23 protein-coding genes are annotated in these 22,009 nt (G+C 58.9%); 9 read left to right on the top strand and 14 right to left on the bottom strand.

Annotated elements, in window-relative coordinates; genetic code table 11:
- Nucleotides 1-24 precede the first annotated feature (24 nt).
- Nucleotides 25-795: a pyrroline-5-carboxylate reductase gene (locus tag BLM14_RS10055; RefSeq protein ID WP_099999231.1), complete on the top strand. Its 771-nt coding sequence runs from the start codon at nt 25-27 to the stop codon at nt 793-795.
- 269 nt (nt 796-1,064) lie between these two features.
- Nucleotides 1,065-2,705 carry an arylsulfatase gene (locus BLM14_RS10050; RefSeq protein WP_099999230.1) on the top strand — a complete coding sequence of 547 codons (1,641 nt, stop codon included), beginning with the start codon at nt 1,065-1,067 and terminating at the stop codon, nt 2,703-2,705.
- 12 nt (nt 2,706-2,717) lie between these two features.
- Here BLM14_RS10050 and BLM14_RS10045 read toward each other — a convergent pair whose 3' ends face one another.
- The 4 genes from BLM14_RS10045 to BLM14_RS10030 form a co-directional block, all read right to left on the bottom strand.
- Nucleotides 2,718-3,116 (bottom strand): YciI family protein, encoded by a 399-nt coding sequence (locus tag BLM14_RS10045; protein ID WP_099999229.1) that lies wholly within the window; start codon nt 3,114-3,116, stop codon nt 2,718-2,720.
- Between the two features lie 51 nt (nt 3,117-3,167).
- Nucleotides 3,168-3,812 (bottom strand): FMN-binding negative transcriptional regulator, encoded by a 645-nt coding sequence (locus tag BLM14_RS10040; RefSeq protein WP_099999228.1) that lies wholly within the window; start codon nt 3,810-3,812, stop codon nt 3,168-3,170.
- 111 nt (nt 3,813-3,923) lie between these two features.
- A complete protein-coding gene (locus BLM14_RS10035; protein WP_099999227.1) occupies nt 3,924-4,415 on the bottom strand; it encodes an anthrone oxygenase family protein in 492 nt (163 codons plus the stop codon).
- Nucleotides 4,412-5,257, bottom strand: coding sequence for an NAD(P)H-binding protein (locus tag BLM14_RS10030; protein WP_099999226.1), 846 nt, complete (start codon nt 5,255-5,257; stop codon nt 4,412-4,414). Before BLM14_RS10030 ends, BLM14_RS10035 begins: the two co-directional genes overlap by 4 nt.
- A 93-nt stretch (nt 5,258-5,350) precedes the next feature.
- On the opposite strand from BLM14_RS10030, the gene BLM14_RS10025 reads away from it, so the two are divergent.
- Nucleotides 5,351-5,983 (top strand): TetR/AcrR family transcriptional regulator, encoded by a 633-nt coding sequence (locus tag BLM14_RS10025; protein ID WP_204251952.1) that lies wholly within the window; start codon nt 5,351-5,353, stop codon nt 5,981-5,983.
- Between the two features lie 2 nt (nt 5,984-5,985).
- Nucleotides 5,986-6,426, top strand: a complete 441-nt coding sequence (locus BLM14_RS10020; protein ID WP_099999224.1) for an SET domain-containing protein-lysine N-methyltransferase — start codon at nt 5,986-5,988, stop codon at nt 6,424-6,426.
- On the opposite strand, the gene BLM14_RS10015 is transcribed toward BLM14_RS10020, so the two are convergent.
- Together BLM14_RS10015 and BLM14_RS10010 are read right to left on the bottom strand one after the other, a co-directional pair.
- Nucleotides 6,423-7,901 (bottom strand): pyridoxal phosphate-dependent decarboxylase family protein, encoded by a 1,479-nt coding sequence (locus BLM14_RS10015; RefSeq protein ID WP_099999223.1) that lies wholly within the window; start codon nt 7,899-7,901, stop codon nt 6,423-6,425. The genes BLM14_RS10020 and BLM14_RS10015 overlap by 4 nt on opposite strands.
- Nucleotides 7,902-8,089: 188 nt before the next feature.
- Nucleotides 8,090-8,725 (bottom strand): cysteine hydrolase family protein, encoded by a 636-nt coding sequence (locus tag BLM14_RS10010; protein WP_237143326.1) that lies wholly within the window; start codon nt 8,723-8,725, stop codon nt 8,090-8,092.
- A gap of 271 nt (nt 8,726-8,996) precedes the next feature.
- On the opposite strand from BLM14_RS10010, the gene gatB reads away from it, so the two are divergent.
- From gatB to BLM14_RS09985, 5 genes are all read left to right on the top strand, one after another.
- Nucleotides 8,997-10,499: an Asp-tRNA(Asn)/Glu-tRNA(Gln) amidotransferase subunit GatB gene (gene gatB, locus BLM14_RS10005; protein WP_099999222.1), complete on the top strand. Its 1,503-nt coding sequence runs from the start codon at nt 8,997-8,999 to the stop codon at nt 10,497-10,499.
- Nucleotides 10,500-11,006 carry a GNAT family N-acetyltransferase gene (locus tag BLM14_RS10000; protein WP_099999221.1) on the top strand — a complete coding sequence of 169 codons (507 nt, stop codon included), beginning with the start codon at nt 10,500-10,502 and terminating at the stop codon, nt 11,004-11,006.
- The gene (locus BLM14_RS09995; RefSeq protein ID WP_099999220.1) at nt 11,003-11,491 is read left to right on the top strand and encodes a GNAT family N-acetyltransferase; all 489 of its coding nucleotides are present in this window, start codon (nt 11,003-11,005) and stop codon (nt 11,489-11,491) included. The genes BLM14_RS10000 and BLM14_RS09995 overlap by 4 nt, the downstream gene beginning before the upstream one ends.
- 87 nt (nt 11,492-11,578) lie before the next feature.
- Nucleotides 11,579-11,977, top strand: coding sequence for an NADH:ubiquinone oxidoreductase subunit NDUFA12 (locus BLM14_RS09990; RefSeq protein WP_099999219.1), 399 nt, complete (start codon nt 11,579-11,581; stop codon nt 11,975-11,977).
- Nucleotides 11,978-12,075: 98 nt separating this feature from the next.
- On the top strand, nt 12,076-12,525 hold the full coding sequence (locus tag BLM14_RS09985; RefSeq protein ID WP_099999218.1) for a DUF2155 domain-containing protein: 450 nt from the start codon (nt 12,076-12,078) through the stop codon (nt 12,523-12,525).
- A gap of 49 nt (nt 12,526-12,574) precedes the next feature.
- Here BLM14_RS09985 and BLM14_RS09980 read toward each other — a convergent pair whose 3' ends face one another.
- The 8 genes from BLM14_RS09980 to BLM14_RS09945 all read right to left on the bottom strand — a co-directional run bounded on the left by BLM14_RS09980 (nt 12,575) and on the right by BLM14_RS09945 (nt 21,587).
- Complete coding sequence (locus BLM14_RS09980; protein WP_099999217.1) at nt 12,575-12,988, bottom strand: VOC family protein; 414 nt, start codon at nt 12,986-12,988, stop codon at nt 12,575-12,577.
- A gap of 150 nt (nt 12,989-13,138) precedes the next feature.
- Nucleotides 13,139-13,672, bottom strand: a complete 534-nt coding sequence (gene aat / locus BLM14_RS09975) for a leucyl/phenylalanyl-tRNA--protein transferase (RefSeq protein WP_237143534.1) — start codon at nt 13,670-13,672, stop codon at nt 13,139-13,141.
- 83 nt (nt 13,673-13,755) lie between these two features.
- Nucleotides 13,756-15,117 (bottom strand): acetyl-CoA carboxylase biotin carboxylase subunit, encoded by a 1,362-nt coding sequence (gene accC, locus BLM14_RS09970; protein ID WP_099999215.1) that lies wholly within the window; start codon nt 15,115-15,117, stop codon nt 13,756-13,758.
- Nucleotides 15,118-15,148: 31 nt separating this feature from the next.
- Nucleotides 15,149-15,610, bottom strand: coding sequence for an acetyl-CoA carboxylase biotin carboxyl carrier protein (gene accB / locus BLM14_RS09965; protein ID WP_099999214.1), 462 nt, complete (start codon nt 15,608-15,610; stop codon nt 15,149-15,151).
- A gap of 38 nt (nt 15,611-15,648) precedes the next feature.
- Nucleotides 15,649-16,092, bottom strand: a complete 444-nt coding sequence (gene aroQ / locus BLM14_RS09960) for a type II 3-dehydroquinate dehydratase (protein WP_099999213.1) — start codon at nt 16,090-16,092, stop codon at nt 15,649-15,651.
- A 122-nt stretch (nt 16,093-16,214) separates the two neighbouring features.
- Entirely contained in the window at nt 16,215-17,006 is a 792-nt protein-coding gene (locus BLM14_RS09955) for a DsbA family protein (RefSeq protein WP_099999212.1), read from the bottom strand.
- 53 nt (nt 17,007-17,059) lie between these two features.
- Complete coding sequence (locus tag BLM14_RS09950; RefSeq protein ID WP_099999211.1) at nt 17,060-18,469, bottom strand: M48 family metalloprotease; 1,410 nt, start codon at nt 18,467-18,469, stop codon at nt 17,060-17,062.
- 178 nt (nt 18,470-18,647) lie between these two features.
- A complete protein-coding gene (locus BLM14_RS09945) occupies nt 18,648-21,587 on the bottom strand; it encodes an Rne/Rng family ribonuclease (protein ID WP_099999210.1) in 2,940 nt (979 codons plus the stop codon).
- Nucleotides 21,588-22,009: the final 422 nt, after the last annotated feature.

The raw sequence follows: 22,009 nt of genomic DNA, 5'->3' as shown, positions 1-22,009 counted from the left end.
GTACGTCAAACTAAGCGGGGAACGATGAAATTAGGTTTTGTAGGAACGGGTGCGATAACCGAGGCCGTTGTCACTGGCTTGATGAAATCGAGAACGGATATCAGTTCTGTCATCGTCTCTCCCCGTAGTGCGCACGCCGCATTCCGGCTGGCAGAGATGTTTCCACTCGTGCGCGTAGGCGTCGACAATCAGGATGTCGTGGACAGCGCCGACATCGTCTTTCTTGCGGTCAGACCACAGATCGCCGAGGAAGTGGTCAAACAACTCCGATTTCGTCAGCAACAGCAGGTGGTGAGTTTTATCGCTGCTGTCCAGATCGAGGCGCTTGCCGGTTGGATTGGCGCGCCCGTAACCATTACCCGGACAATTCCCCTGCCATTCGTCGCTGAGTTGCGGGGAGCGACGGCAATCTATCCGCCCAATGAACAGGTGGCTGAGCTGTTTTCTTCGCTCGGGACTGCGGTGCAGGCAGAGAACCTCAAGCAATACGATCTTTTCGGCGCGGCGAGTGCGCTGATGGCCACATATTTCGGCCTGCTGGAAACAAGCGCCCATTGGCTCGAAGCGGAAGGAATGTCCTATGATCAGGCGAGCCTGTATCTCAAGCAGCTGTTTGGCGGCCTGTCCCACGTAACGGACGCCTCGAAGGAGCAATCGTTTGAGGCAATGGCTTCCGAGTTTTCGACAAAGGGCGGTCTGAATGAGCAGGTCTTCACCGAGTTTACCGGGAATGGTGGAACGAAGGCCCTGACGCTTGCCCTCGATTCCGTACTCAAGCGTATCGAACAGAGCTGAATTAGCGGGCGCTGACACCCGGCGGCGACTGGCCCATTGCGGACCTCGTCGACGCGCGAGAAACGGATGTTACCGTTACGTACTTGTTCCTCGCCTGTGAGAGAACGATCATCCGTGGCCAAGACACGCCGCTCAGTCCTGTTATCGGCATCACGGCGTGCAGCTTCGCACGGTCACAGAGCACATGAGGTGCTACGGGCGTAACGACGTCGAACTACCCGCAGCAACCTGTCTCTCTGGTTTTGGCCTGATCAACGGGAGGGGCAACAATGGCAAACAGTGCAAATCCGAGCAGGCGCGACATCTTGCTGACGGGCGGATCGTTGCTCGCCATGTCGGCGATCAGCACAGTTGTAAACACGGCGGCGAGCAATACCGCTATGGCCCAGGCAGCGGGCACGAAGCCCAACATCCTCGTCATTTTCGGCGACGATATCGGATACTGGAATACCAGCACCTACAATCGCGGCCAGATGGGCTACCGCACGCCGAACATTGACCGTATTGCCCAAGAAGGCGCGGTCTTCACCGACCTCTACGCCCAGCAATCCTGCACCGCGGGACGCGCGGCGTTCCTCACCGGGCAAAGCTGCTTCCGCACGGGGCTGCTCAAGGTCGGCCTGCCGGCTGCGCCGGAAGGACTTTCGGAGAAGGACCCGACGCTTGCTGAATTGTTGAAGCCGCAGGGCTATGCCACCGGCCAGTTCGGCAAGAACCATGTAGGCGACCGCAACGAGTTTCTGCCCACGGTTCACGGCTTCGACGAGTTCTTCGGCAATCTCTACCACCTCAACGCCGAGGAGGAGCCGGAAAACGTTGATTACCCCAAGAACCCTGAGTTCCGCGCCAAGTTCGGCCCGCGTGGCGTCATGAAATGCTTGGCAACTGACACGGATGATACGACCGAGGACCCGCGCTTCGGACGGGTAGGCAAGCAGAAGATCGAGGACACCGGGCCGTTGACCAAGAAGCGCATGGAAACCGTGGACGAGGAGTTCCTGGCGGCTGCCAAGGATTTCATCGACCGGCAGCACAAGGCCAACAAACCATTCTTCTGCTGGTTCAACTCAACCCGCATGCACATTCACACCCACCTCAAACCCGAGTCGACAGGCAAGACGGGTCTGGGGGTTGAAGCTGACGGCATGGTCGAGCTGGATGGCATGGTTGGCCAGCTTCTCCAGCAACTCGACGACCTCGGCATCGCCGACAACACGATCGTGTTGTGGACCACCGACAACGGCGCGGAAGTTTTCTCATGGCCGGATGGTGGCACGACGCCATATCATGGCGAGAAAAATACCAGTTGGGAAGGTGGCTACCGCGTTCCCGGCATGATGCGCTGGCCAGGTGTCATAAAGCCGGGCACCGAGATCAACGAGATCGTATCCCACGAAGACTGGGTATCCACGCTGGTTGCGGCAGCCGGGGAACCGGACGTCAAGAACAAACTGCTGGCCGGCTACGAGGCGGCGGGCAAGACCTTCAAAGTCCATCTCGACGGTTATGACCAGCGCGATCTCTTGGCTGGCACCGGCCCAAGCAAGCGGAAGGAGTTCTTCTACTGGACCGACGACGGCAATCTCGCGGCGTTTCGCTATGACCGCTGGAAGATTCTGTTCATGGAGCAGCGGGCGGAAGGCTTTGACGTATGGCAGGATCCGTTTGTCACCTTGCGGGTTCCGAAGATCTTTGACCTGCGCGCCGACCCCTTCGAGCGCGCCCAGCATGAATCGGACCAATATGAAAACTGGCGGCTGGACCGGACATACCTGCTCGTGCCCGCCCAGGCCTTCGTTGGCGAGCATTTGCAGAGCTATGTCGAGTTCCCGCCCCGGCAGAAGCCCGGCAGCTTCTCGCTCGACCAAGTATTGGCGAAATTGCATGAGGCCGGCAGCGGCAAGAACTGACGCCCAGTGGGGCTAACGCGAAACCTGAAGACTCTCGTCCGGGGCTGCCAGTGGCGCGCCTGGGCGGTAGAGCAAGATCGGCCGGATTTCATACACTGCAGTCGGATTGACACGGCGCAGGTCGCGCGCGGCGGCGATGGCTGCCTCAATCGTCGGGCAATCCACAACGTAGAAGCCGAGCAACTGCTCCTTGGTCTCGGCAAAGGGGCCATCCATGATCGTGCCGGCATCCTTGCCGCGCAAGGTCACGGCGCGTTGCGTCGGACCAAGCCGCGCGGCCGGGCCCAAACACTTTTCCCGGACGAGGCGATCATTGACCTGGAGCAGTTCGGCCATCAGCGCCGCATCCTCCTCTTTGGTCCATGATTCGACCACTTCCTCCTCGTGATAGGCCAGGATGGCGTAGAACATGGATTGTCTCTCCCTGTGCACCAGTCAATTTCGGCACGATCATTGGTTACATCAATTCGTGGCGCCACCCCGTCGTACCATCTCGGCCATGGCCAGCGCCTCTGCGGTGTGCTGATCGGTTTCGAGCCCATCCGCAACGCCGGTGCGGTCACTTTCCGGGCGATTCTGGCTGACCTTCCACTTGCCTTCTATCTCGATGATTTCGATCTCGATACCGATGATGCCCTTCAGCTGGGCGTCGATATAGGTCGGCGGAGCGTCATCGACCGTCCATGGCGCTGCCCGCGGCGCCTCATTGTGGCCGGTGAGGCTCGCAACCTGGCTGGCAAGCCAGGCGCGGTCGTCGATGATCCTCGCCGTGCCGCGCACCTGTACGATGGCATAGTTCCACGTGGGTACGACCTTGCCCGTCTCGCGCTTCGTCGCATACCATGAGGGCGTCACATAGGTCTGTGCGCCCTGGAAGACGACGAGCACGCGCCCGTCCTTTTCGAGATCGCGCCATTGCGGATTGGCGCGGGCGAGATGGCCGCGCAACGTGCCCTTGGGCGAGGCATTTGGATCAATCAGGAATGGAATGGCATTGGCAACCGGGCCATCCGCGCCGGTCGAAATCAACAGGCCGAGCGGATGCGCCTTGATCAGCCCGTGCTGGATTTCGAGCCTGTCCTCACGGAAATGCGGCGGCTGGTACATGGGGCGTTACTCCTTGGCTTTGGCGGGCGCGATACTGCCTCAGGGACGGGTTTTGCGCAAGGATCCGGAGAGAGGGGCGAAGCGCGGCGGTGCGCGCTTCGCTGGGTGGCGTCAGACGGCCGCCTGCTTGGCATAGGCGAGGATGAACGCGATGAGCGCGGCGATATTGGCAAGCGTGCGCACATGGTTCCACGGCAGCCACTCGGCAAGGTAGCGGGTCCACAGGGCCGCGCCCTCCGGGCTCGTTGGCGCAACGGCGGCCAGCGCATCATTGAGCGGGACGTTGAACACCATGGTGACGCCGATGGTGCCGACGAGGAAGATGAGGCTGCCGATGAGCACATAGAGCGAACCGGGCTCGGTCCAGCGCAGAATGCTGACGATGCCGAGGCCGAGGCCGAGCACGGCCGTGCCGAAGAAGGCGAGGCCGAATGTGGCGTTGAGGATCGTCACATTGATCGAGTTCATGGCTGCAATGCCCTGCTCGGGCGGCAGCTTCGCCAGCGCTGTCATGACGAACCTGGAGAAAGCGAAGAACAGCCCGGCTATCAAGCCGCTGCCGAGCGCAGCGACAAGGGTGAGGAGCGGGATGAGGGCGATCATTTCGCGCCCTCCCAGATGCCGGTTGCGGCGGTTTCGCGGGCATAGTCTGCGAAATCGCGCGGTTTGCGGCCGAGCGCCTTCTGAACGCCGTCGGTCAAGTATTCATTGCGCCCGTCGAGAACCACGGTGAAGAGCTCGTTGACGAGGGCGGCGATATCGGCAGGAACCTGTTCCTGTTCGAGGCCATGCATGAATTCCTCCGGGGTAATGGTGCGGTAGTCTATGGTGCGCCCGCTGGCCTTGGCAATCTCGCCCGTGGCCTCGGCGAAAGTCAGCATGCGCGGGCCGGTCACCTCGTAGAGCTGGCCGACATGGCGGTCATCGGTGAGGGCGGCGATGACGACATCAGCGATATCGTCGGCATGGATGAAGGGTTCGCGCACGCTGCTGACCGGCAGCGCCATTTCGCCGGCAAGGATCGGGCCGAGCAGCATGTTTTCGCTGAAGTTCTGCATGAACCAGCTGGCGCGGACAATGGTCCAGTCGGCACCGGAGGCCCGCAATGCCTGCTCGGCGCGCTGGGCTTCCGGCTCGCCACGGCCTGAGAGCAGCACGAGGCGTGTTACGCCCTTGCGCACGGCTAGGCGGGCGAGGTTGCCGATGGCATCGGCCGAGCCTGGAACGGCGAGGTCTGGGTAATAGGTGATATAGGCAGCCGAGACGCCTTCGAGCGCGGTTGCCCAGCTTTCAGGGTTCTCCCAGTCGAAGGCGGGGCTGGCGCTGCGCGAGCCGATGCGGACCGGGACGCCCTGCGCGGTCAGCCGCTCGGCAACGCGGCGGCCGGTCTTGCCGGTGCCGCCGATGATGAGGACGGGGAATTTCGAAGCGTGAAATGTAGTCATTTTCATCTCCCTTTAAACATGAGCATTTCTCATATTTGCAAATGTGATAAATCCTCATATTATAGGAGTCAAGGGAAAATGTGAGGAATGCTCATGAACAAGATTGCGGCGGTCGAGAGCGAAACGGGGGCGGTGCGCCGTGAACCGACGCAGAAACGCAGTCGCGAGCGCGTGGAGCGCATTCTCGGATGCGCCTCGACCCTGATCGGGAAGAGCGGCAGCGATGCCATGCGCATGAGTGACGTGGCGGAGATGGCAGGAATTTCGATCGGCTCGCTGTATCAATACTTTCCCGACAAGGGCGCGATCATCCGCACGCTGGCGGAACGCTACAATGTGGCGGGGCAGGTGTGCATCGCGGATGGCCTTGCGGATGTGCGGGACCGGGAAGGATTGCGTCGGGCGTTCGGCGAGCTGATCGACGTCTACTACGCGATGTTCCTGGCCGAACCGGTGATGCGCGACATCTGGTCGGGCACGCAGGCCGACAAGGCGCTGCGCGATATCGATCTTGCCGACAGCCGCATCAATGGCGCTGTGCTGGCGGCGGCGCGGGCGAGGGTCGATCCCGAAGCGGACCGGGCGGAGCTGGAGACATCAAGCTTCCTGATCATGCAGCTCGGCGAAGCGACGATGCGCCTTGCGATCTCGGTGGAGCGCAAGGAGGGCGATGTGCTGGTGGAGCATTACAAGCGCCTGGTGCTGCGCGAGATGATGGAGGGGTAGGGATGACCAAAGCCAGCATCGACACCTGCGCCGAAATTTTCCTCAATGGCGAGGCGCTGGTCGATACCATTCCGGAGACATATCTTGCACCAGGCGCGGCGCAGGGGCAGGGGCTGCATACGCGGCGGCCGTGGGCGAAGGATGAAGTGCTGTGCGTCCTCGACGGGCAGGTGATCGAGGCGCATCGGTATCCGGTGCTATTGACCGAGATGGAGTGGAATGCCTTGCCGGGCGAGAGGCTGCTGGTTCGGCCCTTGCGCACCAGCTACGGCTTTATCAATCACAGTTTTGAACCGAACCTCGAGATCGGCCCGGATTACCGGACGATCCGGGCCATTCGTGCGATTGCAGCTGGCGAGGAACTGACGCTCGATTATGCGGCGCAGCCGGTACCGAAGGGCTATCTGGAGCGGGACGACACGCAGTTCATGCGTAAACCCTAGTCAGCCGCACTGGTGTTCGCGATCTCGTCGCCGAGGCGAATTGTTTCCCGGATCAGCAGCTCCAGGTCCTCGCGCCGGGTTCGGTGATTGTTGATCGCGACGCGCAGGCAATGCTGGCCATGAACCGTCGTGTCCGAAATGGCTGCCGTGCCTTCTTCCTGTAGCCGCAGCATGATCTCGGTGTTGAGCGGCTTCAACATGTCGCCGTCCATTCCTTCGGGGTGATAGCGGTAGCAGACGATGTTGATATTTGTCGGCGCCACCAGTTCCAGGAGGGGTTCGTCCTCTATGAGCATGGTGAGGTACCTTGCCTGTTCGACGTTCTGGTCGATCAGGCGTCCGAACTTTTCGATGCCATGCTCCTTGAGCGCCATCCAGACCTTCAGGGCCCGGAAGCCGCGGGTGGTCTGCAGGCCGAAATCATGCAGCCAGTTGGCGGATGCGAGGCCGCGGGGTGTCATTTCCAGATATTCGGGCGTCACGGCAAATGTAGCGTGGTGCGCATCGGCATCGCGGATCAGCGCGCAACCGGCTTCGAAGGGAGCATGCAGCCATTTGTGCGGGTCGAGCGCCACGGAATCGGCAAGCTCGATTCCGGCGACGCGATATTTGTTCTCGGGAGCGATGGTGAGGAGCGCGCCGATACAGCCATCGACATGAAACCAGAGGTCCTCTTCCGCAGCCAGTTTCGCCAGACCTTGCAGGTCGTCAATAGCGCCGGTGTTGACTGTTCCGGCCGTTCCGATCACGCAAGCGGGTTGAAATCCCGCCGCGCGATCCTCGGCGATCGCCTCGCGCAGGGCGGTGATGTCGATCTGCAGTCCTGCATCTGTCGAAATGCGCCGTAGAGCCCGATTCCCAAGTCCAAGCGCCTCCATTGCCTTGCGGTGGCAACTGTGAACCTGATCGGAGCCATAGAAGCGCAGGGGCTTCTCCATGGCAGCGAGACCCAACTCGCGTACGTCAACACCTGCCTTCAGGTTCCGCGCCACGGCGAGGCCTATAATGTTCGCCATCGAACCGCCGCTGACCAGAGTGCCGCTGGCCGAAGCAGGAAATCCCATCATCTCCTTGCACCAGTTCACCACCTGCAGGTCCATATAAGCCGCAGCATGGTTGCCGCCGCCAAGGTTCGACCCCTGGATTGCCGCCAGAAAATCGCCGAGCGCACCGGTAAAATTGCTTGAACCCATATACCAGGCCCAGAAGCGGGGATGAACGTTTCCCATGGGATAGGCCATCACGTTCTCCGCAACCTCGCGGTAGATTTCCGCTAGCGGCGCTGGCCCTTGCGGCAGGGAAGACTCAAAGAATGCTTTCACTTCCGCAGGGATGTCCTGCCACACAGGTCGATCGCGGACATCACGCAGATAGCGGACCGCATCGTCGACGACCCGATGTGACAAGGTCTGCACATCGGCCCAGTCATCCGGGTCGAGCGTTTCTTCGGCAGCAGCTTTCCGCAAAGTGTTCATTCGAGCTTCCCCCAACCGCGCCCTTACAGGGCGGCAAACTGAAACCTTGGCAATGAGCGCTAAGGGATGCTCTATCCCCGAAGCGCTTCTCCGGGCCAATCGGGTAGCTTACTATGGACCGATTGGGGTGCGTTTCAATGAAAATTCGCACCGGCAGAACGTAGCCGATCCCCAGGAACCTCTATGTTTCAGCCCCAGACGGCGGACAGATCTTCCACTGTGCAAAGCATTGCATCCCCCATATATTTCATGCTCGCCATCGCCCTGTCCGCTGCCTCGGCATCGCCGCCGCCGCACGCGTCCGTTACCACGATGGGGATAAGGCCAAGATCGGCGCCGTGGCGGACCGTGGGTTCGATGCCGATTTCGGTGGCGATGCCGCAGATAAGAAAACTCTTCAGGCCGCAATCGCGCATGGCAATCGCCAGGGGCGTCCCTTCGAAGGCCGAGAAGGTGATCTTGTCGAAGATGGCTTCGTCGTCGCGGACCTCGAGTTCCGGGGCGAGGGCAAAGCCGGGACTGTCGCGCAAGAACCAGGGATGAACATCCTCGGCCGCCGATTTGCGCTGCCAGGCCATCATCTGCCGGAACTGAAATACACCCGCCATCCGCGTTGGCAACGACATGTGCCGCATGAAGAAGATGCGTATACCTGCGGACCGGGCGATCTGCACGGTTTGCAATACGCGCTCCAGGATGGCCGGTCCTTCCTCCAGCTGGCGCAAGATTCCAATCTGCATGTCGTAGACGACAAGCGCAGTTGTCTCGGGCCTTGTTGCTTCGGCGAGGGTTTCAGGAATAGCAAGACCATGGATATTCTGCATCAGTTCTCCTCCGTTGCATGCCTCGAGCGATTCAGCTCCGGTCGCTCTTCCCAAGGGTTACGTTATCACGAACTTTCCGGGAAAATAGATCAGGGTCGCACCTGCCTTATGTAGAGATCGAGGCATGCACGACCAGCATTTCCGCGGATCATCAGCCGTTCGCACGGAGAAACACTTGCCTCGTTAGGCGGATTGCACTAGCCAGTATCAGAGACCTTTTGCTAGTTTCTCAAGGCCTCCAGATATTTTTAGCCAGGAATGACAGCCCAGCATGACTCTCGTTGATACCCGTACGCCCGAACCCAAGCGTTTCATTTCCGGTGCCACAGGCGATTGGGAGATCGTCATCGGCATGGAAGTTCATGCGCAGGTCACTTCCAATTCGAAACTGTTTTCCGGTGCGTCGACCACGTTCGGCGCGGAGCCGAACGAGAATGTTTCCCTGGTGGACGCCGCGATGCCCGGCATGCTGCCGGTTATCAATGAGTGGTGCGTGCGTCAGGCGATCCGTACGGGGCTTGGCCTCAAGGCGCAGATCAACCTGAAGTCGGTTTTCGACCGCAAGAACTACTTCTATCCCGATCTGCCGCAGGGCTATCAGATTTCGCAGTTCAAACAGCCGATCGTTGGCGAAGGCACGATGATCATCTCGGTTGGCCCCGACAGACAAGGCGAGTTCGAGGACATTGAGATCGGCATCGAGCGCCTGCATCTCGAGCAGGACGCGGGCAAGTCGCTGCACGACCAGAATCCGACCATGTCCTATGTAGACCTGAACCGCTCTGGCGTGGCGCTGATGGAAATCGTCTCCAAGCCGGACATGCGGTCTTCCGACGAGGCGAAAGCGTATCTCACCAAGCTGCGCACCATCGTGCGCTATCTCGGCACCTGCGATGGCAACATGGACGAAGGCTCGATGCGTGCCGACGTGAACGTTTCAGTGCGCAAGCCGGGCGGTGAGTTCGGTACACGCTGTGAAATCAAGAACGTCAACTCGATCCGCTTTGTCGGCCAGGCCATCGAATATGAGGCGCGGCGCCAGGTCGCCATCCTCGAAGATGGCGGTTCGATCGATCAGGAAACGCGGCTGTTCGACCCGGTGAAGGGCGAAACACGCTCCATGCGTTCCAAGGAAGAGGCGCACGATTACCGCTATTTCCCTGATCCCGATCTGCTGCCGCTGGAATTCGAGCAGGCCTATGTCGACGAGCTGAGGGCCGATTTGCCGGAATTGCCGGACGACAAAAAAGCTCGGCTTGTCTCGGAGCTGGGCCTTTCCGTCTACGACGCATCGATCCTCGTGACCGAGAAGGCGATTGCCGATTACTACGAGGCTGTCGCCAATGGGCGCGATGGCAAGCTTTCCGCAAACTGGGTGATCAATGATCTGCTTGGGCAGCTGAACAAGGCAGGCAAGGGCATCGAGGAATCGCCTGTATCGCCGGCCCAGCTTGGGGCGGTGATCGACCTGATCAAGGAAGGCACGATTTCCGGCAAGATCGCCAAGGATCTGTTCGAGATCGTATGGAACGAGGGTGGCGATCCGCGTGAACTCGTTGAAAGCCGCGGCATGAAGCAGGTCACGGACACCGGCGCGATCGAGAAAGCCGTCGATGATGTTATTGCCGCCAATCCGGACAAGGTCGAGCAGGCAAAAGTAAAACCGAGCCTTGCCGGATGGTTTGTCGGGCAGGTGATGAAATCGACCGGCGGCAAGGCCAATCCTCAAGTCCTCAGCGATCTGGTCAAGGCGAAACTGGGGATTGTCGAATAGATGTGGGTTCGCAGCGCAACGAGGGAAGACCTGACCGCTGTTCACGAGCTGCTTGTCTATACCTGGCATGCGACCTTTGATGACGTGTACGGGATCGAGAAGGTCAATGCCGTAACCAATCACGCGCATTCGATCGATGCATTGAAGAAGCAATTGGCCAAGCCATATTCCGAATTCATTCTCGCCGATGACGGGGCTGACATTCTCGGCATGGCCTATGCCTCGCAGAAAGACCACAAGCTTTCAGTCCTAAGCCAGCTTTATGTCCATCCCGAGCATCAGAACAAGGGTGTCGGTTCGCTGCTTCTGGCCGAAGTTGAAAGCGCATTTCCCGGCGTCTATGCGCTCCAACTCGAAGTAATCGAGCAGAATCAAAATGCTGTGCGCTTTTATGAAAGCAGAGGTTACGAACGCACGAAGGTGATCGACGGCTGTGGCGCCATGTTGCCAGGTGTGCCCGTGCTGGTTCTGGAAAAATCGCTGACCGGATACGAGCTGGCGCCGTGACCATCGAAACCGAACTCTCTTTCCGGCAGGCCACACGCGACGACCTGCCAGCACTGATAAGGCTCTTTGCCGAGGATTCCATCGGCGGCCATGGCGATACGACCGATCCGGTAGCCGTGCCGCTCTATGAAAGTGCCTTCGCAGCCATCGAGGCGAGCCCCAATGATCTTCTGTTCGTCGGTGTTCTGGGCGAAGAGGTCGTCGCCACGGCACAGGTGACATTCATCACGTCGCTCACGGGGCGCGGCACGAGAAGAATGGCCATTGAGACGGTGCAAACGCGTGCCGATATGCGCAGCAAGGGCATTGGTGCGCGGTTGATCAATCATTGCCTTGATGTCGCGCGTGAGCGGAATATTGCGCTCGTGCAATTGACTTCCAATGCCAAACGCCCCGATGCGCACCGCTTTTATGAAAAGCTCGGTTTTGAAAAGACCCATGCCGGTTTCAAAATGCGGTTGGAACCTGCTCACGCGTCAACTTGACCCTTGCTATCGCGTAATGATACGGCCATAAACCGGTGAGTTGCCATAGCGCTATTATGGGCTGAACGACATCGTTCGAGGATTGCCATGAAGACCTTCATACTTCAGTTTTTCACCTGGTGGAACGGACAGACGCTCGGTACCCGCTTCTTCACCTGGCGCAAGGGTACCAAGGTCGGTGAAGACCAGTTTGGCAATGTCTATTTCGAGGGCACATTCGATTCGGAAGGCCGCAAACGCCGCTGGGTGATCTACAATGGTTACGCCGAGGCATCGGCTATTCCTGCCGGCTGGCATGGCTGGATGCACCACAGGGTCGATACGCCGCCTTCCAAGGAAGATTACAAGCCGCACGCCTGGGAAAAGAATCACCAGCCGAACCTCACTGGTTCTGCAGCCGCCTATCGTCCGCAGGGTTCGATCGCTCGCGGCGACAACCGTCCGACCGTGACCGGCGACTATGACGCCTGGACGCCCGGTTCCTGATCCCAGAGACGTTTCTCTGATCTTCTTCTGCCACAATTGGTCATTATCGACAGGCTGGAATCAAAGTCTCCCCGACACACGCTGAAACCGGAAGTGAAATGATCCGTTCGAGCCTATCCTTTCTCTTCCATCATCAATTCCGCATGGCCGCAGCCGGTTTGATTGCGGCGAGTGTGATGTCAGCAGTTGCCGGTACCCAGGCTTCTGCCGACGACAAGATAACCAATCCGATCGCTGTCTTTTCCGGTCTCGACAAGATCACCGGCCGGATCACGACCTTCGACGTCTATATCGACGAGACCGTGCAGTTCGGTGCGCTGCAGCTGACGCCGCGCGCCTGCTATACTCGTCCGGATACGGAAGCACCGAAGACCGATACCTTTGTCGAAGTGGATGAAATCACGCTCGACCGCAAAATCCGCCGGATTTTTTCCGGCTGGATGTTTGCCGACAGCCCCGGCTTGAACGCCGTGGAGCATCCTGTCTATGACGTCTGGCTGAAGAGCTGCAAGCAGACGTCAGACGTTCCCGCGCCCGACAAGGGGTGAGGCGACCCCGCCACGCCGGTGCGGACCAGGGCCATTGTGAGGTGGCCTGTTAACCGACCTTCGGGCAGTTGATCATCCACGGCGTGCCAAAGCGATCGACAAACATGGCAAAGCGGTGCGCCCAGGACGTTTCGGTGATCGGAAGGGTCATCGTTTCCGCGTCTTTTGACAGCGCGGCGAACAGGTTTTCGGCCTCGGCAGGCGTCTCTGTGTTGAGAGCAACTGCCATGCCCTGCGCCTTCGTGAAATAGGGTGGCGGAGCATCCGAGCCCATCAAGACGTTGTCGCCGATTTTCAGGTACGCATGCATGATGTGATTTGCCGATTCCGGCGGATATTCGCCACTTCCGGGCATTTCGTCGAACCGGATCATGGCTTCGATCTTGCCACCCAGCACGCGTTCGTAGAATTTGAATGCTTCTTCACATTGACCATCAAAATTCAGGTATGGGTTGATTTTCACGGCAGGTCTCCTTTGTCGTTGGGGTCTTCCCGCATTCAAGACGAACGGGAGGTAGTCAGTCCGACATCCCTGGCGAAAATTTGTTTGGATTGCGCTGAACATCGGCGGCAATACTGCAGGCTAGCACGATAATGTGGTGGTTATGTTGCTCTAGAATTCAGCCGGCTGGGCGAGGGCATTTTCCAGCATTTTCTGGTACTGACGGCGTGGGATCTCGACGGCGCCAAATGATTCCAGATGATTGGTGGTGAACTGTGTATCGAGCAGGGTGAAGCCCTTTTCGATCAGATGTCCGACCAGGTGGACGAGGCAGACTTTCGATGCATCCCGTTCGCGCGAGAACATGCTCTCGCCGAAGAAGGCCGAGCCGAGCGCAATGCCGTAGAGGCCGCCGACCAGTTTTCCGTCGAGCCAGGCTTCCACCGTATGGCAATAGCCGAGTTCGAACAGCTTGCCGTAGGCCTCGCGAATGGGCGCGTTGATCCATGTGCGGGCGCGCTCACCGCTGCCGCTGGCGCAACCGCCGATAACGCCGGCGAAATCCGTATCATAGCGAATGTCGAACCGCGCCTGGCGGACAACCTTGCGCAGACTACGCGACACGTGGAAATTCTCGAAGGGGATGATGCCGCGCTTTTCCGGACGAACCCAGAAGATTTCCGGATTGTCGGCCTCTTCGGCCATGGGAAAGACCCCGGTTGCATAGGCGCGCAGCAGCAACGCGGGGTCAATTTTGAATATCTCTTCCGGGTCTCTACCCGACATGCCTATTCTTCTACGGTGTCTGCTGTGTCACCAGCCAGATATTTCTCGAGCCAATGAATATCATAATCGCCGTTGGCAATGTCAGGATTGTTGATCAGATCCTGAAACAGCGGCAACGTCGTCTTGATGCCGTCGACTACGAACTCGTCCAGCGCGCGGCGCAGACGCATCATGCACTCCACGCGATTGCGACCGTGAACGATCAGCTTGCCGATGAGGCTGTCATAGTATGGCGGGATCTTGTAGCCCGTGTAGACGCCCGAATCGACGCGTATGCCCAGACCGCCCGGGGTATGGTAATGGGTGATCTTGCCGGGCGAGGGCACGAATGTGCGCGGGTCTTCCGCATTGATGCGGCATTCGATGGCGTGACCGGAGAAGCGGATGTCTTCCTGGGTCACCGACAGGCCGCCGCCGGCGGCAACACGAATCTGCTCGTGCACGAGATCGATGCCGGTGATCGCTTCGGTCACCGGATGCTCGACCTGGAGACGGGTGTTCATTTCGATGAAGTAGAACTCGCCGTTCTCGTAGAGAAACTCGATGGTACCGGCGCCGCGATATCCCATATCGGCCATGGCATTGGCGCAGATCATGCCGATCCGCTCGCGTGCATCGGAATTGAGGGCAGGTGAGTTTGCCTCTTCCCAGACCTTCTGGTGGCGGCGCTGCAACGAGCAGTCGCGTTCGCCGAGATGCACGGCCTTGCCATTGCCGTCGCCCATGACCTGGACTTCGATATGGCGGGGCTTCTGCAGGTATTTCTCGATGTAGACGGCATCGTCGCCGAAGGCCGCACCGGCTTCCGAACGTGCGGTCGACAGGGCAACGGAAAGCTCGTCTTCGTTCAGAGCGACCTTCATGCCACGGCCACCGCCGCCTGCAGAGGCCTTGATGATGACCGGGTAACCGATTTCGGCACAGATGCGCGCAGCTTCCCTGTCGTCCGTCACGCCGCCGTCCGAGCCTGGAACGACCGGAATGCCGAGGCGTTTTGCGGTGCGCTTGGCTTCGATCTTGTCGCCCATGACGCGGATATGCGCCGCGGTGGGGCCGATGAATGTGATGTTGTGGGCTTCAAGGATTTCGGCGAACTTGGCGTTCTCCGACAGAAAGCCATAGCCCGGATGAATGGCATCTGCCCCGGTGATTTCGCAGGCAGCGACGATCTGGTGGATATTCAGATAGCTTTCACGCGAGGGGGGCGGTCCGATACAGACGCTTTCGTCGGCAAGCCGCACATGCATGGCGTCCGCGTCGGCGGTCGAGTGCACGGCTACCGTCTGGATGCCGAGCTCCTTGCACGCACGCAGGACACGCAGGGCAATTTCGCCGCGGTTGGCGATGAGGATTTTCTGAAACATCACGCTCTCGATCTGCTCACGGTTCCGGACCCTATTCAATCACAACCAGCAACTCGCCATATTCGACGGGTTGGCTGTCTTCGACGAGGATAGCGGTAACGGTGCCGGAACGGGGCGATGGAATCTGGTTCATTGTCTTCATCGCTTCGATGATCAGAAGCGTCTGGCCTTCCTTGACCTGTGATCCGACCTCGATAAAGGCGCGGGCGCCGGGGGCGGGCGACATGTAGACGGTTCCGACCATGGGCGATGGAATGGCGTTCTTCGAGGGGTCGGGCGCAGCAACTGGAGCAACAGCGGCGGTCGCAGCTACGGGAGCAGCGGCCGGAGCCTGTGCATAGACAGGGGCGGCGGCTTGAACCGTTACCTGGCGCGAAACGCGAATGCGAAGGTCGCCCTGTTCGATCTCGATGTCGGTGAGGTCCGTCTCGTTCAGGATTTCCGCGAGGTCGCGGATCATGACCTTGTCGATCCCGGTGTTTCTGCTAGCCATGCTTTTTCAAGCCCCTTATCTCTGTTTGCCAGTGTCCGCTATTGCGACGCCGCCAGCTTGATGAGTGCGCGCAGGCCCATCACGTAGCCATCGACCCCGAAGCCACATATCACCCCTTTGGCCAAAGAGGAAACGTAGGAGTGATGGCGGAATGACTCGCGCGCGTGAATATTGGAAAGATGAACCTCCACCAGCGTGACCGAAGCCGCGCGGATGGCATCATGCAATGCGATGGATGTATGCGTGTAGGCGGCGGGATTGATCAACACCAATGCCTTCTGCTCGCCTGCCTCCTGAATCCAGCTGACCAGATCACCCTCATGATTGGACTGGCGAAACACGATATCGACCCCGAGGTTCTCACCCTCCGAGCGGCACAAAGCCTCGATATCGCTCAATGTTGTGGCGCCATAGATTCCCGGCTCACGCTTTCCAAGCATGTTCAGGTTCGGGCCGTTGAGGATAAAGATCTGTTGCTTCATGATTACCGGACGGTTCGAGGTTCTGGTCCCATATAGACGGCTTATCGGCAAGCGAAAAGCCTGCAAAGTCACGTTATTGCTTGTCCACAAAGGGTTTTCGCAGGCAGAAGTAAATATTAGTTCTATTTGTTGCGAATATGGCTGATCCTCTCGGCCAGCGCGTCTGCTCCGAGTGCGCCGGGAACAACCTCATTGCCCACGACATAGGACGGCGTGCCAGTGATACTCAAGCTGTTTGCCAGTTCGTAGTTGTCGCGGAATGCGGCAGCTATTTCGGGAGCTTTCATCTTTTCGCGGACCTGTGCCTCGTTTGCGCCGAGCTTGACGGCAATCGCCATGGCGGATTCTTCGGTTGCGCGGCCTTCGCCACCCAGCAGATCACGGTGGAACTCGAGATACTTCTCCGGCATCAGTGCCTTGAACGCCTTGGCTACCATATGCGCGCGCGTTGAATCCGCACCAAGGATCGGGAATTCCTTCATGACGAAGCGCAGGTTCGGATCGCTTTTCAGCAGCGCATCCATGTCGGGCAGCGCCTTTTTGCAATAGCCGCAGTTATAATCGAAGAACTCGACGATCGTTACATCGCCGCTCGGATTGCCGAAAACGGCATCCATCGGCGACAGAAAAATCTTGTCCTTGTTTTCGCTGATGACCTGCGTCGAAGCTTCCTTCTGCGCAGCCTCCTGCTTGGCATTGAGCGCCGTCTGCACCTCAAGCATTACCTCGGGATTGTTGATGAGGTAGTTGCGTACAATCCCTTCGATTTCTGCCCGGTCGGTGGTCGAAGCCGTCATTGTTGACATATCAGGCGCAGCACTGACCAACTCAGTCCGCCCCGCCTGGTAGCCGAGAGCGAACGCAGCAACGCCGACGAGACCGGCGGCTGCAGCAACCAGAGTGACTTTTGTCATAGTGAACTGTCCTTTTCAAATTCTGTTCTGCAACGGACGCGGAGGCACGCGTCTCATTTGCGCTTCTTGGTCTTGGTGCTGATGATGTCCTGAGCCTGTATCCACTCGGGCGAGCCGCTTTTCAAGCCACGCTGGGCACGAATGGCAAAGATTTGCGCTTCCTGGATCTTGCCGGAATAGTATTTTTCTTCGGCGCTGGCGAGATCGGAACGGGGCATATCGCCCATCTGACCGTAGGCTTGCGCCAGATAGGCATAGCCGGCTGGCGACTCGCGGTCGCGGCCGATACTTGCTTTGATAATATCGACGGATTCCTTGAGATTGGCAGGTGTCCCCGTCAGCATCAATGACCGTCCGTAGCTCATGCGTATCAGGCTGGATTTTCGTGGATCGAGCGCACTGGCCTTCTGAAAGGCCCGGGCCGCTTCTTCCGCCTTGTTCTGTTTCAACAGAATCTCGCCCTTGATCTCCTGAAAATACGGGTTCTTCGGCTGTTCCTTGATCAGTGCATCGATCTTGGACATGGCCGATTGCGAAGAGCCATTGAGATAAGTTGCGATGGCATCGCCATAGCGTGCACCAATGTTCTTCGGATCCTTGCGGAAAGTTTGCAGAACACTTGCTCCCCCGCCGGTATAGGCTGCGATCTTGCCGCGCATCAGGTCGTGACGCTGCTGCAAGGCGGGACTGTCCGGCTTGTCGAAATAGGGGCTCGCATGGGCCAGCGTTTCCAGATTGGCGATGCGTTCCCGCGGCAGAGGGTGGCTGATCCGATAGGGATCCGCGCGCGTGCCAGTCAATGACAGGGCATTGGAGAAGCGCTCAAACGTCGTCAGCATACCCTTGGCGGATTGGCCGGTGTTTGCAAGATAGGTAATGGCGGAACGGTCTGCCGCCATTTCTTCCGTGCGCTGATAATTGAGCAGCCCGCGCATGGCGGCTTCAGTGCCACCCATGGCGATGCCTGCGCCGGCCTGTGCGAGGCCGCCCTGGCGGCTGGCAGCGCCAGCGACCATCGCGCCCATGCCGAGCAGGCTGGCAACCACGGCCATCGTCTTGGCGTTGGCAAGCTGTTCGCGCAGCTGGAACTGGTGACCGCCTGCAAGGTGGCCAGCCTCATGGGCGAGAACGCCGATGATTTCATTGGGCGTTTCGGCCTGGAGCAGGGCACCGGTGTTGATGAATATGCGTCTGCCGTCCACGAAGGCATTGAAGCTGCGGTTATTGACCAAGACGATGCTGATAGCGTGTTTGGACAGACCCGCCGTCTTGATGATTGGGGTGGCGTAGTCAGTAACAAGGGCTTCGATTTCCGCATCGCGGACAATGGGTACGGATGCTGACTGCGCTGTGGCAACAGCGGTCTGCGTGGCGCAAAACGCGCCTGCAGTCAGCATGATGAGCGCGCTGCGCGCCATGGCAATGATCGATTGACGTGAACTGATCTTATGAAATGCAATCATGTCCTATTCGTACCCAAATCGATCTTTGAAAGAAAGAGAGGCCTGTGATGCTCCCCACTTTGTGAAGCCAGCCTATGTCGACAAATCTACGGCATTGGGAAGCATAAACAGAGTCTCCATAAAGAAGAACCGGCAATGATGCCGGTTCTTCAACTCACTTACTCATGGTTTTTGAAGCTCAAAAGAAGCCCTTCTTTTGCCACCAGCCACGCTTTGGTGCGGGTTCGCCTTCGGCTTTCTTTTCCTTGGCGGTGGAGGAGGTAACGACAGGCTTGGTCTCTTCGATCTTCTTCGGTTCGGGCGCGGCAACGGGCTCCGGCGTTGGTTCCGGCCGTACTTCTACAGGTGTACTGGCCGCAACTTCCGCTATGGCAGGCGTCTCTTCGACAACTGCCTCAACCTTCCTCGCCGACTTGCGCGGTGCGCGTTTCGGTTTGGCTGGCGCTTCCGGTTCTGCTTCGGCAAGAACCTCGGCAACGGCGATTTCAGCCGCCTCGATTGCCGCCTTGGCGCGGGACTTGCGCTTTGCAGGTTTCTTTGCAGGCGCTTCCTCGATTGCCGCTGTCTCAACGCCAGGTACTTCAACAGCTTCCTGCAGCGCTACAGGTGCTTCCGCAACCAGGGGTGTCACTTCAGCGAGCCTGGCCTTTGAGAAGTCCGGCAAAGGAATCGATACGAACACGGGCTCGGCATCCGGAACCGTTTTCGCGATGACCCGATTGCCGGCATCGTCACCATCTTCGGGACGCTTGTTCTTACGGCCACCACGACGGCCACGCCGACGCTTCTTGCGACGTTCGTTTTCTTCCTCGCGTGCCTTGGTAGCGGCGGCGTCTTCGCCTTCCACGGGGGGCTGATCGGCGTCATCCGCGTCGTCATCGCTACGAACAGGCTGACCTTGCTCAGCGCCCGCGAAGTCCTGGCGATCGCGACCACCACGACGCCGACGCTTGCGTCTGCGCTTGCGCGACGCATCGTCATTGTCGGCGATTCTCGCAGATTCGCCCGTCTGAGCTTCTACGACATCCTCATCTGCATCTTCGATGACTGGATCGGTTTCATCGAAATCCTCGGCGAATCCGAGGGTCGGCGTCTCCGTCAACGGAACAATCGGGCCAAGAGCAATGGAACCCTTGTCGATGGCAAAGTGCTGGGCACCGACGCTGTCATCGGCTTCGATGCTGATGGTCAGGCCAAACCGTGCTTCGAGATCGGCCAGATTCTGACGCTTGTGGTTGAGGACATAGAGTGCCGTTGCGACGGTCGTGCGAACGATGATGTTGTTCTGCGAGTGGCGCAGCAGATATTCCTCGATCGACCGCATGACATGCAGGGCGATGGAGGAGGCGGAGCGCACATGACCGGTACCGCCGCACATTGCGCAGACCTGGGTCGTGCTTTCCAGAACGCTGGCGCGGATACGCTGACGCGACATTTCAAGAAGGCCGAAATGCGAGATCCGGCCAACCTGAATGCGGGCGCGGTCATCCTTCAGGCAATCCTTCATCCGCTTTTCGACGGCGCGGTTGTTGCGATTCTCTTCCATGTCGATGAAATCGATGACGATCAGACCGGCAAGATCGCGCAGGCGAAGCTGGCGCGCAACTTCATCCGCTGCTTCAAGATTCGTCTGCAAAGCCGTATCTTCGATGGAATGTTCGCGTGTCGAGCGGCCGGAGTTGACGTCGATCGCCACCAGCGCTTCCGTCTGGTTGATGATGATGTAACCACCGGACTTCAGCGTCACTTGCGGCTGGAGCATGCGGTCCAGCTGCGCTTCGATGCCATTGCGGGCAAAGATCGGTGTGAGTTCCCGGTAGGGCTGCACGACCTTGGCATGACTCGGCATGAGCATGCGCATGAAGTCCTTGGCCTCGCGGTATCCGTTTTCGCCGGCAACGAGGATTTCAGTGATGTCTTTATTGTACAGGTCGCGGATCGACCGCTTGATCAGGCTGCCTTCTTCGTAGACCAGCGTAGGCGCGGTCGAGGCGAGGGTGAGGCTGCGGACGTTTTCCCACAGGCGCATCAGATATTCGTAGTCGCGCTTGACCTCAGGCTTGGTGCGCATGGCACCGGCAGTGCGCAGGATCACACCCATACCTTTCGGCACTTCGAGATCCTTGACGATATCCTTGAGACGCTTGCGGTCCTGAATGCTGGTGATCTTGCGCGAAATGCCACCGCCACGTGCCGTGTTCGGCATCAAGACGGAGTAACGGCCGGCAAGCGACAGATAGGTGGTGAGAGCAGCGCCCTTGTTGCCGCGCTCTTCCTTGACGACCTGAACCAGCAGGATCTGCCGGCGCTTGATGACGTCCTGGATATTGTACTGACGGCGCTGGAAGCGCTGATGCGTCGGCACTTCTTCCATTGCGTCCTCGGCTCCAACGGACTCAACCTCGTCGAGTTCGTCCGGCGCCTCGTCCTTGTCTTCGTTCGACCGATGCCTCGACCTTCTGGAGCGGCCTTCGCCGGCATCAGATACGGTCCTTTCCTCGGTGTCTTCTTCGGACGCTTCGTCCGTATCGACACCGACGGCTTCCGATATCACATCGGCGTCGATCGACGCTGCAATGCTCTGCCCATGGCTTTCGTCGCTTGAGGACGATTCATCCTGCGACCCATCGGTGATTTCTCCGGACGCATCGTGCTCGTCTCCGGCTTCGCCTGCAGCCGGGTTTTCTTCATCCGAAGTGTCCAGCTTTGCCGAATCATCATTCTGACGCGGGCCACGGCGGCCGCGGCGGCGGTTGCGCGATCCACGATCGTTGCGATCGCGGCTACGCTGTTCGGTCGCGTTTTCTTCGTGATCCTCGTCCTGGCTCGCAGCTTCCGCTTCGGCGTCGATCAGTGCCTGACGATCGGCAACAGGGATCTGGTAGTAATCGGGGTGAATTTCGCTGAACGCAAGGAAGCCGTGGCGATTGCCACCATATTCCACGAATGCAGCTTGAAGGGACGGTTCGACGCGTGTGACACGCGCTAGATAGATATTGCCCTTGATCTGTTTCTTATGTTCCGATTCAAAGTCAAATTCTTCAATTCGATTGCCGCGAACCACGACAACCCGTGTTTCCTCCTGGTGGGAGGCGTCGATTAGCATTTTGTCCGACATTATAATTCTTCTCCCCGGCTGAAATGCTATCAACGCGGGACAGCCAGGAAACCCTCGGGGTGCCTGGCGCCGTATCTTCACATTTGCCGGATTTATTTAAGTTCGCAGAAACAGACAGACACGGCATCGCGCGGAGCTGCCCTCGGGCAGCCGCGGCTTGCAAGCCGGTTATAATCACGTCTGTAGCAAACATTTCTGTTCCTGACGAAACGACCTCACGAATGGCACGCTTGTCTGCTGTGCCGACACTGTTAACACCCTCGAAAGGGCTGGCTCGATGCGCCTTGTCTGCGCGATCTGCCGTTCACAAAAAGCGCTGCCGACAATCCCTGTCTGCTCGCGCCAAATTCTTTTTTGGTTACCGCAGCGAATCTTCGCCATTGCCACTCCGTGTCTCTGTTCTCATTGTCAGCCGGTCGTTT

This window comes from Phyllobacterium zundukense (assembly GCF_002764115.1).
Taxonomy (GTDB): domain Bacteria; phylum Pseudomonadota; class Alphaproteobacteria; order Rhizobiales; family Rhizobiaceae; genus Phyllobacterium; species Phyllobacterium zundukense.
Note: the sequence above shows the minus strand (reverse complement) of the source record. Positions and strands in the feature narration are given on the sequence as shown.

Excerpts from the sequence above, each read along its gene's own strand:
- BLM14_RS10055 (WP_099999231.1), top strand. The coding sequence starts at position 25 with ATGAAATTAGGTTTTGTAGGAACGGGTGCGATAACCGAGGCCGTTGTC.
- BLM14_RS10050 (WP_099999230.1), top strand. The coding sequence starts at position 1,065 with ATGGCAAACAGTGCAAATCCGAGCAGGCGCGACATCTTGCTGACGGGC.
- BLM14_RS10045 (WP_099999229.1), bottom strand. The coding sequence starts at position 3,116 with ATGTTCTACGCCATCCTGGCCTATCACGAGGAGGAAGTGGTCGAATCA.
- BLM14_RS10040 (WP_099999228.1), bottom strand. The coding sequence starts at position 3,812 with ATGTACCAGCCGCCGCATTTCCGTGAGGACAGGCTCGAAATCCAGCAC.
- BLM14_RS10035 (WP_099999227.1), bottom strand. The coding sequence starts at position 4,415 with ATGATCGCCCTCATCCCGCTCCTCACCCTTGTCGCTGCGCTCGGCAGC.
- BLM14_RS10030 (WP_099999226.1), bottom strand. The coding sequence starts at position 5,257 with ATGACTACATTTCACGCTTCGAAATTCCCCGTCCTCATCATCGGCGGC.
- BLM14_RS10025 (WP_204251952.1), top strand. The coding sequence starts at position 5,351 with ATGAACAAGATTGCGGCGGTCGAGAGCGAAACGGGGGCGGTGCGCCGT.
- BLM14_RS10020 (WP_099999224.1), top strand. The coding sequence starts at position 5,986 with ATGACCAAAGCCAGCATCGACACCTGCGCCGAAATTTTCCTCAATGGC.
- BLM14_RS10015 (WP_099999223.1), bottom strand. The coding sequence starts at position 7,901 with ATGAACACTTTGCGGAAAGCTGCTGCCGAAGAAACGCTCGACCCGGAT.
- BLM14_RS10010 (WP_237143326.1), bottom strand. The coding sequence starts at position 8,725 with ATGCAGAATATCCATGGTCTTGCTATTCCTGAAACCCTCGCCGAAGCA.
- gatB (WP_099999222.1), top strand. The coding sequence starts at position 8,997 with ATGACTCTCGTTGATACCCGTACGCCCGAACCCAAGCGTTTCATTTCC.
- BLM14_RS10000 (WP_099999221.1), top strand. The coding sequence starts at position 10,500 with ATGTGGGTTCGCAGCGCAACGAGGGAAGACCTGACCGCTGTTCACGAG.
- BLM14_RS09990 (WP_099999219.1), top strand. The coding sequence starts at position 11,579 with ATGAAGACCTTCATACTTCAGTTTTTCACCTGGTGGAACGGACAGACG.
- BLM14_RS09985 (WP_099999218.1), top strand. The coding sequence starts at position 12,076 with ATGATCCGTTCGAGCCTATCCTTTCTCTTCCATCATCAATTCCGCATG.
- aat (WP_237143534.1), bottom strand. The coding sequence starts at position 13,672 with ATGGCCGAAGAGGCCGACAATCCGGAAATCTTCTGGGTTCGTCCGGAA.
- accC (WP_099999215.1), bottom strand. The coding sequence starts at position 15,117 with ATGTTTCAGAAAATCCTCATCGCCAACCGCGGCGAAATTGCCCTGCGT.
- accB (WP_099999214.1), bottom strand. The coding sequence starts at position 15,610 with ATGGCTAGCAGAAACACCGGGATCGACAAGGTCATGATCCGCGACCTC.
- aroQ (WP_099999213.1), bottom strand. The coding sequence starts at position 16,092 with ATGAAGCAACAGATCTTTATCCTCAACGGCCCGAACCTGAACATGCTT.
- BLM14_RS09955 (WP_099999212.1), bottom strand. The coding sequence starts at position 17,006 with ATGACAAAAGTCACTCTGGTTGCTGCAGCCGCCGGTCTCGTCGGCGTT.
- BLM14_RS09950 (WP_099999211.1), bottom strand. The coding sequence starts at position 18,469 with ATGATTGCATTTCATAAGATCAGTTCACGTCAATCGATCATTGCCATG.
- BLM14_RS09945 (WP_099999210.1), bottom strand. The coding sequence starts at position 21,587 with ATGTCGGACAAAATGCTAATCGACGCCTCCCACCAGGAGGAAACACGG.